Annotated in this window: 14 protein-coding genes; all 14 read right to left on the bottom strand. The window is 24.2% G+C overall.

What is annotated here, in order from left to right; translation table 11 throughout:
• Positions 1-110: 110 nt before the first annotated feature.
• The 14 genes from EJJ37_RS04220 to EJJ37_RS04155 all read right to left on the bottom strand — a co-directional run bounded on the left by EJJ37_RS04220 (position 111) and on the right by EJJ37_RS04155 (position 14754).
• On the bottom strand, positions 111-1133 hold the full coding sequence (locus EJJ37_RS04220; protein ID WP_166484655.1) for an acyltransferase: 1023 nt from the start codon (positions 1131-1133) through the stop codon (positions 111-113).
• Positions 1134-1233: 100 nt separating this feature from the next.
• A complete protein-coding gene (locus EJJ37_RS04215) occupies positions 1234-1965 on the bottom strand; it encodes an acyltransferase family protein (protein WP_338032244.1) in 732 nt (243 codons plus the stop codon).
• A gap of 83 nt (positions 1966-2048) precedes the next feature.
• Positions 2049-2279: a hypothetical protein gene (locus EJJ37_RS04210; protein ID WP_133014345.1), complete on the bottom strand. Its 231-nt coding sequence runs from the start codon at positions 2277-2279 to the stop codon at positions 2049-2051.
• Between the two features lie 437 nt (positions 2280-2716).
• Positions 2717-4969: a hypothetical protein gene (locus tag EJJ37_RS04205; RefSeq protein WP_133014344.1), complete on the bottom strand. Its 2253-nt coding sequence runs from the start codon at positions 4967-4969 to the stop codon at positions 2717-2719.
• A gap of 16 nt (positions 4970-4985) precedes the next feature.
• Positions 4986-5534: a hypothetical protein gene (locus EJJ37_RS04200; RefSeq protein ID WP_133014343.1), complete on the bottom strand. Its 549-nt coding sequence runs from the start codon at positions 5532-5534 to the stop codon at positions 4986-4988.
• A gap of 309 nt (positions 5535-5843) precedes the next feature.
• The gene (locus tag EJJ37_RS04195; RefSeq protein WP_133014342.1) at positions 5844-7382 is read right to left on the bottom strand and encodes a lipopolysaccharide biosynthesis protein; all 1539 of its coding nucleotides are present in this window, start codon (positions 7380-7382) and stop codon (positions 5844-5846) included.
• A gap of 16 nt (positions 7383-7398) precedes the next feature.
• On the bottom strand, positions 7399-8388 hold the full coding sequence (locus tag EJJ37_RS04190) for a glycosyltransferase family 2 protein (RefSeq protein WP_133014341.1): 990 nt from the start codon (positions 8386-8388) through the stop codon (positions 7399-7401).
• Positions 8385-8807 carry a glycosyltransferase gene (locus tag EJJ37_RS04185; protein ID WP_133014340.1) on the bottom strand — a complete coding sequence of 141 codons (423 nt, stop codon included), beginning with the start codon at positions 8805-8807 and terminating at the stop codon, positions 8385-8387. The genes EJJ37_RS04190 and EJJ37_RS04185 overlap by 4 nt, the downstream gene beginning before the upstream one ends.
• Positions 8756-9211: a glycosyltransferase gene (locus EJJ37_RS04180; RefSeq protein ID WP_133014339.1), complete on the bottom strand. Its 456-nt coding sequence runs from the start codon at positions 9209-9211 to the stop codon at positions 8756-8758. The genes EJJ37_RS04185 and EJJ37_RS04180 overlap by 52 nt, the downstream gene beginning before the upstream one ends.
• A gap of 5 nt (positions 9212-9216) precedes the next feature.
• Positions 9217-10281 (bottom strand): glycosyltransferase family 4 protein, encoded by a 1065-nt coding sequence (locus EJJ37_RS04175; protein WP_133014338.1) that lies wholly within the window; start codon positions 10279-10281, stop codon positions 9217-9219.
• A gap of 109 nt (positions 10282-10390) precedes the next feature.
• The gene (locus EJJ37_RS04170) at positions 10391-11350 is read right to left on the bottom strand and encodes a glycosyltransferase family 2 protein (RefSeq protein ID WP_133014337.1); all 960 of its coding nucleotides are present in this window, start codon (positions 11348-11350) and stop codon (positions 10391-10393) included.
• Between the two features lie 15 nt (positions 11351-11365).
• Entirely contained in the window at positions 11366-12643 is a 1278-nt protein-coding gene (locus EJJ37_RS04165) for a glycosyltransferase family 4 protein (RefSeq protein ID WP_133014336.1), read from the bottom strand.
• A 1-nt stretch (position 12644) separates the two neighbouring features.
• The gene (locus EJJ37_RS04160) at positions 12645-13637 is read right to left on the bottom strand and encodes a glycosyltransferase (protein ID WP_133014335.1); all 993 of its coding nucleotides are present in this window, start codon (positions 13635-13637) and stop codon (positions 12645-12647) included.
• On the bottom strand, positions 13594-14754 hold the full coding sequence (locus EJJ37_RS04155; protein ID WP_133014334.1) for a glycosyltransferase: 1161 nt from the start codon (positions 14752-14754) through the stop codon (positions 13594-13596). The genes EJJ37_RS04160 and EJJ37_RS04155 overlap by 44 nt, the downstream gene beginning before the upstream one ends.
• Between the last annotated feature and the right edge of the window lie 8 nt (positions 14755-14762).

Here is a 14762-nt window from a genome sequence, read left to right as displayed (position 1 = left end):
CTTTTTGTAATTCTCAATAAAGTTAATTATGTTTTTATATTTTAAAACATTTTTGGTAATATTTTATATTATTTTTACATTTTTTTCAAGTATTGTAGTGCTTATTTATTTTAAACTTCAGTATTAAATACTTTTACACCACTTATTATATTATTAAAAATTTTATCAAATAATTTTTTTCTTAATATATCAATCAAAACAAATATAGAAAATATAGCTATGCAAATTACAATCATATGAAGTATCATAAACTTACTATTCCAAAATAAATTAGTTTTAACTATTTTATATTGAAAATTTAATATATATGGATTTAAATGTATTATAAATACACCAAATACAGAAGCAGCTATAGTATTTATTATATTACTTTTAATATTAATCTTATTAAATGCATTAAATAAACAAATAGCACTAAAAATATTTGTTATAAAATAATAAGCCCATGAATTACTCTTTATAACTGGAATAAATAATGATATAAAGGTTAATAAACTAAATAACATATACCTGATCCCCCAGTACGAAGAACTCTTAGAGTTATTATAATGCAACTTTAAATATCCTCCTATTATATACAATACTATAAAATTTACAATTCCATATCCTGAATCAACAATTATTTTATTTGGTATTATTGAATCCCAAAGTGAAAAAACTAATAATATAACTACCAATAATTTTTTATAAGTTTCTTTATCCATATTATTTAATAATATATTTATAAAAGGAATTAATAAAAATAAAACTATATAATATTTAAAGAACCAATAATTATTAATTAGTAATGGAAATAAAGCCTTTATAAAAGTAGTTATTTGAAACTTTTCAACTCCTAAGACTAAACATAATAAATAAATTATCACATTATATAAGGATAATTCTAAAAATAATTTTATAATTTTTCTTAAATTGACAGACTTTTTACTTACCATAAAATAACCGTTGATTATGATAAAGCAATCAACTGCAATAATAAACATACTTTCAATAAATCTAATTAAATACCAATTAAAAGTTCCTTCATTTGTATATTCTAAAGCTCCACCCATAGAAGCATTAAAGTAGTGTAACCCTATAACCATAAGCATTAAAACTATTCTTAATAATTCAATTCCACTTTTTCTTTTCATAACCATTAAACTCCCCCTTATTTCTCTAAAAAAATTAATAAAAAAACTAGCAATAATAAATTGCCTCCTATCCAATATAGATGGGAGGCAGTTCATATAGCTAGTCCACAATATATCTTTTATTCGTTACTTTATTTTCTATTAAACCAATTATCTTATCATTAATAAATATTAATATGTTATAGCTTATTAATGATAAGATCAGAATAATAAATGTACCTATTATTTGCCAAATTGTTGTTGATATAACTGATAACATTCCTATTTTATATAAAAATATATTAATTAAATTTATAACTCCTATGTGAACTACATATATTCCAAAACTTTTTCTTCCAACTTTACAAAGCATATTATCCTTTTCTTTTCTTTTAGTAATACATAAAACAAATATTAATATAGACAATGGTATAGTAGATATATAAATATCTCCAGTTTTAATAAATACAGAATCATAAATAAATCTCTCTATTAAAGAAGTTAATGTAAATAGCAAAATAAATAATATATATATCGAATTTATCTTATCTTTTAACTTTTCTCTTATTACATCTTCTTTAGCCTTTAAATACATACCTAAAGTACAATAAAATAAGCCAAAGAAAATAGCATCCCTATTATTTTTTAAATGACCTGAATTATAAATGAATATACCTGAAATATTTAATATTCCTGAAAGTATTAACATCTTATTTATTAAGTTATATTTAACAGTAAAATAAAGAATTTGAACTATTAAAACCATAGCTGTTAAATACCATAAATGAAACTCTATCACTCCATCTCCATAATAAAAATCTGTTATTTTTAAATTGCTAAAATAATAATATATGGTACTTCGTATTCCATTATGAAATAAAATATTAATATATATTAGTAGAACTAATTATAATATGTTGGATATTATAAAGAACTTTAACATCTTATAAAAATACTTCTTACTATGCCCTTGCTAAATTTACTTAGAAATAAATATCCACTACATATAAATACTAATGGTAATGGTAATGCTACTCTACATATTGTATTAATAATAATTCCTAACTTTGAACCATAGAAAGGTGCTAAATGAATACATACAATAGCGGTTATACAAAAAAACTTAATGAAATCAAGCGAATAATTTCTACTTTTTATCTCAATCACCCCACCATTTATTGTTTTATTTAATTTATTGTAGTTATATATTATTGTTGAAAAGTTATTTCTTTGTTATTGCAAAGCGTCTTTAGTTTCGTATAAATAATTGTATAATTTCATTTTTGTAAAATTATATATTTGTTCTTAGCATTATTATTATATAATTTATCATTTATCCTTTAATGAATAAATTTTACTGATACATTTAAGCAAAATAATTTTAAATAATATTTTCTAAGCTAATACTTTCATAAAACTTAAGTTAAACTCTAATATAATTATATATGTAAAATTTTTTTCTTTTATATATCTTTCTTAAAATAATATTCAATAAATAAATGCTACCTATATTATAATAGTTTTATTAATTAAACTATTAGCTCTATAAGTAACATATAAAAACTTTTTGCATAGCTTATTATTAATTTTTCTACAATTAAGATTTACTTATTTATTATTTCGACTTTTGCCAGTTTCATTAAATATAGTAGCTCTGCATCACCACATTTTTGATATCCACTCGTATGAGTAGGTACATTATCACCTTTAAATGCCCCCTCCTTACTAACAATATATAAGCTACTATCTGTATATACATAAGTTCCTTTTTTAATAATAGCTTTGGGATTAGTTATACTTGAAAATTCTACATCGCTATCTGCCAATCCAAAACTCCCTTGCATCGGTACATATCCATCTTCAGTGCATATTATTTTCTTTTTATCATTTTCCGCAACTATATCTCCCTTAGTATAATATCCTCCACCATTAGGCATCCCCCTATAGTTAATTGTAGTAGGAGAAGTAAATTGTGCTCCTCTTACACTAAAAGCACTTATACTTTCTATATCTCTAATTTGAGTTAAATCAAAATTAAAGTCCTCTGCATCAAACGCTTCTATATTTACACCATTCATTTGATTATTCTCTATCGTAAGCTTTATATAATTATATTTTCCTTTGTTCCCTTCATCAAAAAACTTTCCTGAAATACTTGCTTGGTTATTTCTAAATACTAAATTTACATATGGATTAGATTTTTCTTCATCACTTAAATAATCCGGCGATCCCAATTGCGTTGGTAGCACACCGCAAATTTTTCCATAATCAATTCTTTGATTTCCTTCAATTATTATATCTCCATACATCCCATTAAGAGAAAATGCATCTGTTGTTGATGGCATTTTATTATTTCTGATTACTATATTATTTAAAGTATATCCAAATCTATAACTTCCAGCTGCATTTGAAAAATCATTATTCTCAAACACCAAATTTTTCATCTGTACTCCATAAAAATTCCAGGTATAATTGTAACCTTTACTGCCTATAGAATTACTAGTAGTATGAGTCATTACATTACTTTTAATAGTTACATTTTCACTAACTTTTCCTGCTCCGTTAAATGCAAAACCACACCATCCATCTACATAATTATTACATATCTCTAGATTTTTAAAACATTTTTTTGCTTCAAGGTCTATCCATCCTAATCCTCTGCAGCCACCATATAAAGACGTATTTTGATTCATATCTTGGAAACAGTAATTATTATTAAATTTCACATTTTCGATACATTCTCCATTTCCACCCAAATCAATGGCAAAACACCATCTCCCCCAATTAATAAACTTATTATCATGAATATTAATATCATGAGATAACTCTGAAGGGTTTATTATTAATATTCCATCTCCCCCAACATCTTGGACATCCCTTCTAGTTCCCCCTTCTATAAATTTACAATCATATATTTCAATATTTGATATTTCATCTTTTATTTCTGAATACGGAGCTATCTTTCCACCGTCTAAAGTTGAATTTCCTGACTTATATATTATTCCATGATTGCTTACAACATGACTGGAATCCATTGTTAACCCATTATTATTAAAATTAATTCCATGAATTTTTAAATTCTTAACAAATCTAAACAAATGAAGTATTGCCATGTCTGTAGTTTTTCCATTATTACAAAAATCATTATCTTTTATTTTTATAGTAGAATTTTCTCCAACTATTTCTACTCCATCTACATTTGCCATTATTGGTTTTTGTATATATGCTCCTCTTCCAGACATATACGCTCTATATGGATTATCCAAATAGGAATATATTCTTGGAATATTTTCCTGCTTTCTTTGTCCCATTAAATAAATTCCATCTTTTTTAAATGCTATCTTTCCATGTTTCATATGAGCAAATAGATGAATGAATGATTCTATATTATCAAAATTTCCATCCCCCTTTGCTCCATATTGCTCAACTTTAATATCTTCTTTATTCATTAAACAAGCAACCAATTTATTATCTAACGTATGATTTCCATACTCATCAACTGGAGTATCAATTAAATAAACATCTGTCATTGTTGGCTTAATACCAACCTTCCTACAATCTTCTGGTAACCATTCATTCAAATAATAATTATAATCTTTAATTATATAACATGCCCCGCCTCCATCATCTTCATTATAATATCCTTTTGTATATACTATATCTCCTTCATTTAAATTAGCTTTCTTCATTTCACCTACTGTTGAAAATATAATTTTAGGTTCTTCTACTTCGTCTGATAAAATTAATTGTTTTAATAATAAACTATTTATTGATTGAATATATTCTGTATTTACTGTAAGTATTTGCTTACTTATAGTTTCTATTAATTCTATCCTTTCATCTATTAAATAATCCATTACCCTCTCACCTCCTTTATAATAGTGTTAGTTTAAGCGAAGTTATTACAATCTTAGAATCCTCACCATTAGATTGATTCAACATTATTACTATATTTAATTGTCTTTCCCAAGATGCTAAAAGTTCTATATTCATACTAAATTTATTATCTTCTATTAAATTATCACTTGTACATATATATGAATTACTACATCCCTGCTCTTTATATCCTTCTATATGCAACAAATATTTTGTTCTTACATTTTCTATATAATTTTCTGGCAATTCAGTATATATACATTTTATTGAGGCATACCTACTAGTACCATGTATTATTAAACTGTTATTTTCAATACTATACGTTGCATAATTTTCTACACTCCACTTAATATCTTGTAAGTTTCCCAATAATCCACAATCTAATTCATCCTCTTCATGACTTAATCCCTTTAACTGATCTATTTCTAAATTTAACTCTTCTATTATGCTATCTTTTTCTTGTAACTTATCTTCTAATTCTATAAGTCTATTTTTTATATCTATTGTATTATTTAATAATTTATTTATGGTTTCATTAATTTCCATAATACACATATTCTCCTTATAAATATTTATAATTTAATATATGCAGTAAAATTAAAATCGACATAATAAATATCAACTTATTAAAATAAATTCTGATATAGTAACTAAAAGATGGACTTCATATTTTTATTGTTAGTTTAAACATAATATTATTATGTAAATTTTTTGATATAATTATCATCTATAAATTAAATATATTTGATAATAAAAGTATAAATTATTATATAAAAGGAATAATTTCACTCAAAATTAATGCCTGTATCATAACTGATTTAAAAATCAGTCATGATACAGGCAGATTTATTAAATTTATGCTCTTGTTATTTTTAAATATATTCCGCTTATAATATTCTTAAATAAACTTAAAAGATATTTTGCCTCTTTAGTTTTAAATAAGAATCCCACAAATACTAAATTTATAATTATTGTACTTACAACACCATTAACTACTAATTGTAAAAATAAATTATTTATTTCTATATATCTACACAGCAAAGTAGTAAGTGTACCTGTAAATATTGTTATAAATAAATACTTGAAATATTTACTAAAATATTCAATTGAAGACTTATTAAAAATATTATTATAAACTAATTTAGGTTGTAACCAAAAAGGAATTGCTATAGTACTTATTGTTGTCCCTAAAAATATTCCTACAAGTCCAAAGAATTTTGCTAAAATTATTGATGCACCTAAATTAATTATAGATTCCATAATTGGAACATATTTATCATTATCAAATATACCACCTTTTGTTTTAAAGGTAATAACGCAACTCCTTAATCCTGTTATATAAAAATTTAATAATATAATAAGAAACGTGAACTTATCTAATAACAATCCTTTTCCTAACCATAAATCAATAAACGGTTCTAACAAATTAAATAAAACTATTGAACAAAAACCATAAATCCAAAAATTTATTAAATATACAACATTGAATATTTGATAACTTTTCTCTTTACTCTCTGTAACAATTAAATTTCCAACACTTGCTCCTATCCCATCTATTAATGGCGTTAATAATCCCTTTAACTGATTTATAACCATTGTATAATTTGAATATAAACCTACAGTTTTTAAATTAATCAATGCAGAAATAAGAATATTATCTGTACCAAATACACAATATCCACCTACATTATGTAAAAACATCGCTTTTACATTTTTGCTTAATGTTGCTTTAGTTTCTTTATCTACTTCATATTTTTCCTTAACATTTATATATGAATATCTCTTGTTAACAATATTTCCATTCCATATATTTTGAATTAAAAATATTAATACTTCTATAATTAAATATAATATATAATTACGTGTAATTGATAATACCAATATCTTTGATATAGTTGTAATTACATTAAACAATAAATTATATCTAGATAATACATACCCTTTTTGATCTGCATTAATTAATGACCATTTATGTGCATTTAAATAAGATACTACATTTTTAAATACAAATAAAAAATACACTACTCCTAAATTATATATCCCACTTGTATCCCCTACTAAAATATCCAACAAAGGATATAATGCCATACTTAATACAAAAATTAGAACTGCCAATATTCCATATATTTTTTTATATAACTGAACTAGTGCTATAATTCTTGGTCTATCATCTTCCGCTAATGGCTTGTACAAATTATATACTATACTACCACCTATACCACCTTCAACTAAACTAAGCATTGATAGTATGTTACTTAAAAGTCCATTTACACCTAAATATTCACTACCTAGACTATCTAAAAATACCCTTCTAGATATAAACCCTAGTAAAGTAATTATAATCTGAGTCAATATACTTATATAAATGTTTTTTATTGAATTTTTTACTCTCATACCCTTACCTCTATAATTATCTACATAATAATTTTTTTATCTTAAATCTTATTAAATCATATGCTTTACCTAAATCATAATTAAAATTATACGCTATAATACGTATTTTCATACTTAATGACTGTTCTTTAACATAGTTATATATATATTTATTTCTATGTATATTTATATTTCTTTCCTTATATTGAACATATACCTCTTTTGTAATATTATTTAAGGTTTTTGAATCAATTATTACTCTTTTGAATAAATGAATAAAGATCATGTATTCAAATTCACTATTATATAAATAATATATATTATTATTTATTAATTCGTCTTTCATAAATTCTATAGCAATATTTACATCCAATATCTTATTTGAAATAGAACCTGTTATGCTATCACTTCTTTGATAGTAATTATATAAACTTTTATCTAAAAGTCCTATTTTAGGATTATACATGAACCAATGTGCCACTGTAGCTAAATCTTCTCCATAACTTATATATGATGGAAATTTAATTTCATTATTAATTATAAAATTTCTCCTCACCATTTTGGCCCATATAGCTGGCATAATATTATCTAAAAATAAACCTTTTAACGGTTCTTTCAAACTAAATTCATTATCAAATATATAAAACTTTTCTTTATAATTATCATAAGTTTTATATGAATTAAAACATACTATATCTAAATTATTATTTATTCCATAATCATATGCTTCCTTAAGAGCATTAACTTCTAAAAAGTCATCTCCATCAATAAATAAAATATATTCACCTCTTGCATTATTAAATCCTTTTTTCCTAGCTTCAATGAGTCCCTTATTATTTTGACTGATAACTTTGATTCTAGTATCATATATTTTAAGCTTATTTAACCTATCTAAAGTTTTATCTGTTGATCCATCATTAACAACTATTATTTCAATGTCGGAAATACTTTGATCTACTATTGATCTTATACAACGTTCTATATATTTTTCTATATTATAAGCTGCTACTATGACACTTACTCTCATATAACTTTCTCCTTTTTAGATATACTTAGTAACTTAAGATATCTCAAGTATACCTTTATCATATTAAACTCCCTATTTTTAATTAATACTAATAAATATTTTACTAAATCTTTTTTAGATAACATCCAAGGCTTCTTCTCTCCTACAAAATGAACAACTGAAATACTATTATTATTGTTTTTTTTAGTATTGTAATTACATTTTTTGCAATAGAATTCCAAATCATTAATAAAAACATTATACTTATGATTTAGTTGTAAATCTTTATTTTCATACCATTCATTGTAATATTCCTGTATTAAATCTTGATCTCCAAAATACTCCTTATTTTTACTAACCATATCAATTGTTTTTGCTATATTAGTACCTAATTTTTTTTTGGTTCTATTACCATTATACCTGAATTTAACAATTTCCAATCTTCTCTTCCTGGAATTAATGCACCTGCAACAACTGCAGACATATGTTTTTTATTGAATAATTCATCTATATTATTTAAAATCAGCATATCACTATCTAAATAGACTATTTTTTTAAATCTAGTAAGCTGAAATATAGCTAATTTTTGCAACGTATTATTCCATTGACTATATCCTGATTTAGAATTTTTATTTTTTATCTCTTCTGGTAATTGAATATTATTATCTAATTTTATTATATTTATGTTAACATTCCCCAAAATATCTATAGATTCTTTACTTATATCATTAGTTATAGCTACATAAAACGGATACTTTGTCCCAGTATTAAGCAATGATTTATATAAAGTCAATACTCCTAATAGATATTCATCTGATGACAATACTGTTAAAAAAACATTCATATTATTTAAATCTCCTTTAAAATTCTATTCCACTTACTACAAATTTTATTTATAGAGTATTTGCTAGCCTGTTCATATGCCCCTTTTGATAAACGCTCTCTTAAATTATTATCAGACATCATTTTATCCATTACTTCAATTAATTTATTTTCATTATTTTTTTCTACTAAAAAACCATTTATATTATCTTCAATTATTTCTTTCGGTCCTACATTATCGAAACTAATAACAGGTACACCAACTGCATTACTCTCTATAAGCACACATCCAAAACCCTCTTTTTGAGACGTTAAAACTAAAAAAGCAGATTCTTTATATTTATTAATTATATTATTACAAAAACCTGTTATTTCAACTCTACTGCTTAAATTTAACTTTGTAATTAATTCTAATAATCTATCCTTATCCGGCCCATCTCCAACTATCTCTAATTTCCATTCTGGATATTTATCTGCTAATTTTGAAAATGCTCTTATGGAATAATCTATAGATTTTTCTATACTCACTCTACCTACGGTTATTATTTTTTTACTACTTTTATCATATAAGTATTGTCTTTTATATGGTAAAGGATTAGAAATAGTATACGAATTAGAATTATATTTCTTATATATTTCGTAATCAGAAGTTGTTAATGTTACAATACCATCTAAATTTTTATAGAATATTTTCTTTAATCTATTCCATTTATCTGTATCAGATGAAAATTCCTCATGATGTGAGGAGATAACCTTAAATCTTAGAAATGGCCTCATAATTGAAAAATATAAATTATGAAATGTTGTAGTTGTAATAAGTACATCTATATCCATATTAATTAACCTTTTTCTTAAAAATAAAAATTCATCTAAACATACATAAAAAGAATTTCCCTTTTTAAGTTTATAATTTAAATAAGTTATATCAATATTATTATCTACTTGATATATGCTATTATTATTTTTTTCTCCCTTTGATATTATTATTACTTTATATTTATACTCTCTAACAAAGTAATTAGCTAATGTAATGACAACTCTTTCAACTCCACCATTAGCATTTATATCATTAACTAAGAATGCTAATCTCATTTTTTATTCTCCTAAACTACTTAATAAATTTATACCTTTGTTATTTATTAAAAACTTAATATTAGTATAAAATACTACAAATAAATATAATGCTATTCTATTAACTCTTCTATATATTTAATTTTGTTTTAAAACATTTTTTACATAGTAATGGTGATATTCTAAAAGAAATATATACTACTTTTTCTTTATAATTAAGCTTTCTACTTTTCAATACATATTTAATATTTCTATTAAAGGATATCTTTAATCTTTTCTGTATATCTTTATATTCGTTACTCCAAAAATAATATCTTAATAACCTCCCACAAAAAACAGATTTTAAGTTACTTATATTAATATTAGGATAATTATCATTAAAAAATTGTAACATTTCTTCCCATGCTTCTATATCCTCTAACTTTTTAATATTAAATTTTCCCCTAGTACTACTGTTGTCAGACATATAATAGTAATATAATTTACAATCTATTTTTATTATTTTATTTGACTTATCGTATATTTTATAAATAACTCTAAGATCTTCAGCAAATTTATTTTCTGGGAATCTAACCTTCTTCCATATATCAGAACTATATAATTTATTCCAAACAAAAATGTAAGGTAATAGTTCAAAGCTTGTACAATTCCCAAACTCATTTAAAACATTATCTATAACTTTAACATTATATTCCTTTATATAATTATCTTTCATATAACTCTTACTAGGATAATGGTCAATTTGAGAAATTTGTGCATTATATTTAATTATATTTTCATAAAGAATTTTATACATATCTCTATGTATCCAATCATCACTATCTACAAATCCTATATAATTACCTTTTGCTATATCCAATCCCCTATTTCTAGCTGATCCTTGCCCCCCATTTTGCTTATGAATAACTCTAATTCTTTTATCTATATCTTCATACTCATCAACTATTTTGCCACTATTATCAGTAGACCCATCATCAACTAATATTAACTCAAAATTCTCGAAACTTTGATTTAATATAGAATCAATACATCTCTTTAGGTATTTCTCAACATTATAAATCGGAACAATTATGCTTATCTCTGGATTCATAAAACGCTATCTCCTCTATAACTTTTTAAACTTAGGAATTACTCTCTCTTCATACTCACTTATTGGTGGTAGCCAATAAAACATTTTTATCTTCCTAAAATTTCTATTAATTTCTCTTAGCCACTTTAAGTTATATTTAAAGTTATTGTTAATTAACTCAACTTTTTGTTCCTTATCCTCATAAACATCAGTTAATAACTTCATCCAATCATCACATATTTTATAAACATCAAATTTTTGTTTTACAAACTTCTCACCATATATACCCATTTCAGAATTTAATTTATCATCTTTAAGCAATCTAACTATGGCATCTTTTAACTGTTTCTCGTTTTTTACTAACAATCCAGATTTTTTATCTATAATAGTATCTAACAAGCCATTTTTTTTACAACTAACTACAGGAACCCTCATTGCTTCAAATTCTATCGCACTTATGCAAAATGTTTCTCCAAATCCTGATGGGTTAGCAATTCCAACCTTTGTTTCATTTATAGCCTTAATTTTTTCATCTCCATTCAATACACCTAAAAACTTAACACTATTCATTACACTTCCATCATCATTTAAAAGATATGGCATAAATCTCTTTTCATATTTTTCATCTGATATACCATAACCTCCTGTAGTTACATTTTCATTATATAGCTTTGCTCCTCCCATAACGTGCAATTCAGCATCAGGAACTTCTTTAATAACTTCTTTCCATACCTTCGCTAATATATGAAAACCCTTTGTTACTCTCAATCCACCCATGAAGGTAACAACATTTTTCTTTTTAATATTCTTTACCTTATATGGTGAAAAATCTAAACAATTATATATATATGTTGATTTATTAAATATTTTATGATCCCTCAATCTATCATATTGTTCTTTTCCAACACATAAATTTCTCTTTAAATAATTACAATTTAAAGCATATTTTAATCCAATAACACTTTCATAATTATGAGACCACATTATTGACTTAACTTTTAAATTATCAATTAAATTAAATAATTTAATATCATGATATGGTCCTTTAAATATAAAAATATCTCCATCTATTTCTTTACATAGCTTAACAGCTTCTAATTCATCTTTACATTTGATTCCTATTATCTCCTTAGGTAATGTCTCTATATTAGCTGCAAATACTACAACATCTAACTCAGGATATAACTTCTTTAGATAAAAGCTAATCGTCCAAAACATAAATTCAGTTCCACCTATACCTGGATTACCTAGTAAAGGATTAGAAAAATCCTTTTTTTCTAATCCATAAGTATTTAAATAAAAACAAACCTTCATTTTAAATCCTCACTACCCTTAATAAACTAATAAAATTATTAACTCCAAAATATTTAATTAATTTACTTCCAATTAAATATTTTTTTACCTGTGCTTTCTCTAATACACTTTTTGTTGAAGATATAATCTCAGTACACTTTTTTATATTAGTACTTTCTTTTATATCCCTTGTAATCATTAAATCTCCCCAATACATCCTTACCAAATCATCTATTATTATCTTCGAAACATTTCTTTCCTCAAAAAATTTTATTAATTCATTAGCTATTATTAATCTGTCACATAGCTTTTTACATATAGATTTTTCATCTCTTGATGTTATTGTAGAATTTTCTCTCATTCGTCTCATATACCAAGGTTCATTATAAATAACTACTTTTTTAGCATAATAAAAAACTTTAAAGCTCCATTCTGCATCCTCATGATAATAACCCTCTCTAAAATATAAGTTATTATTTAAAATAAAATCTCTTCTACATACTTTTAAATATGGTGCATGATGAAATGAATTTTTATTTATTAAGTCAGCTAAAATATCTTTACCTAATTTATTTTTGATATCTCTATTTGTTAAATTTATAGGTAATATTTCTGTTATTTCATCTTCATTTCCATCATTAAATCTACAATACGATGTATATATAAAATCACATTTACTACTGTTTAATGTATTTATAAACTTCTCTATTATTTCACTATCACATAAATAATCATCACTATCAACAAATAATACATAATCGCCTTGTGATACATCTAATCCCTTATTTCTTGCTACTGATTGTCCACTGTTTTTTATATGCATTACTTTTACTCTACTATCTTTTCTTGAATACTCATCACATATTTCACCACTTCTATCAGTTGAACCATCATCTATTAATATAATTTCTATGTTACTATATGTTTGATTTAATAAACTATCTAGACATTTTCTAAGCCAAAGTTCAACATTATAAACTGGTATTATAACACTCATCTTGGAATTCATAGTCATTGTTAAATAACCTCTCAATATCGCTTATTCTATCTTTATAATTAAAAAAGTTTACTCTCTCTTTAGATTTTTCAATATAGTATTCCAACTTTTTTTTATCCTTTAAAATTTCCTTTAATCCTTCATATAAAGCATCTTCATTATTTTCAACCATAAATCCATACTCACCAAAATTAAGTAATTCATTTGGTCCTGAACAATTTGTACTAATTACTGGTAATCCTAGAATCATTGCTTCTGCTATTACAAGTGAAAAACCTTCATTTTTAGAAGAACAAACGAATAAATCACCATGTTTTATATATTTATATGGATTTTCCTTAAACCCAAGTAGCTTAACATTATTTAACTTATATTTATCTGTTAACTCCTTTAGCTTTTCTCTAGCCCATCCCTCACCTAAAATCCATAACTCATAATCCAATTTATCCTTATTCAACCTATTACAAACTTCTAGTAAAGACTCATATCCCTTTTGAGATACTAAGCGTCCACTAGTAACTAACAATTTCTTATCTTTTGGTTTTTCTATATCATCTATTACTTCTTGTGATTTTTTGATAACATCACCAGCAATAATTGGATTATATTTAACTTGAAGATTATCAAAATCATCTCCAAATAATTTTTTAAATCCGTCCTTGGCTGAATTAGAAACAAATATTATGTCATTAAACCTCTTATAACACTCCTTTTCTTTCTCTAAACTTTTGTTAAAAACCATGCTTGTCCAATGTCCTTGTGATAAATCTATATGAACCCATGCTATTTTTTTACTATTAGAATTAGTTGATGCCCCTATTATCTTAGTAGCTCTTCCCTCTATAAAAGCAATCTCAATATCATATTTTTCTCTTATTCCTAATTTATAAAGTAATTTTCCATCACTTTTTTCTACAAAATTATGAAACACCCTACTTATGCCTTTTATATTAGGAAAAATAGACTTATACTTAACATCTTTTCTTAAATCTTTTTTTCTAACTCCATAATCCCATATGCTCATAACTGTGATATCATACTTACTTATATCCATGTTATTGATTAAATCAATAAATACTTTTTCAACTCCACCACCAGCAAAACTCTCTATTAGAAAAAGAATCTTTTTCTTCATATAAATAC

Source organism: Clostridium cuniculi, assembly GCF_004353185.1.
GTDB classification, from domain to species: Bacteria; Bacillota; Clostridia; order Clostridiales; family Clostridiaceae; genus Clostridium; species Clostridium cuniculi.
The sequence above is the reverse complement of the archived record's forward strand: the minus strand, read 5'-3'. Positions and strand labels throughout refer to the sequence as shown.

Coding starts and splice junctions, on each gene's coding strand:
- EJJ37_RS04155 (WP_133014334.1), bottom strand. CDS start 14,754: ATGAAGAAAAAGATTCTTTTTCTAATAGAGAGTTTTGCTGGTGGTGGA.
- EJJ37_RS04205 (WP_133014344.1), bottom strand. CDS start 4,969: ATGGATTATTTAATAGATGAAAGGATAGAATTAATAGAAACTATAAGT.
- EJJ37_RS04190 (WP_133014341.1), bottom strand. CDS start 8,388: ATGAGAGTAAGTGTCATAGTAGCAGCTTATAATATAGAAAAATATATA.
- EJJ37_RS04200 (WP_133014343.1), bottom strand. CDS start 5,534: ATGGAAATTAATGAAACCATAAATAAATTATTAAATAATACAATAGAT.
- EJJ37_RS04170 (WP_133014337.1), bottom strand. CDS start 11,350: ATGAATCCAGAGATAAGCATAATTGTTCCGATTTATAATGTTGAGAAA.
- EJJ37_RS04160 (WP_133014335.1), bottom strand. CDS start 13,637: ATGACTATGAATTCCAAGATGAGTGTTATAATACCAGTTTATAATGTT.
- EJJ37_RS04165 (WP_133014336.1), bottom strand. CDS start 12,643: ATGAAGGTTTGTTTTTATTTAAATACTTATGGATTAGAAAAAAAGGAT.
- EJJ37_RS04220 (WP_166484655.1), bottom strand. CDS start 1,133: ATGAAAAGAAAAAGTGGAATTGAATTATTAAGAATAGTTTTAATGCTT.
- EJJ37_RS04180 (WP_133014339.1), bottom strand. CDS start 9,211: ATGAATGTTTTTTTAACAGTATTGTCATCAGATGAATATCTATTAGGA.
- EJJ37_RS04195 (WP_133014342.1), bottom strand. CDS start 7,382: ATGAGAGTAAAAAATTCAATAAAAAACATTTATATAAGTATATTGACT.
- EJJ37_RS04175 (WP_133014338.1), bottom strand. CDS start 10,281: ATGAGATTAGCATTCTTAGTTAATGATATAAATGCTAATGGTGGAGTT.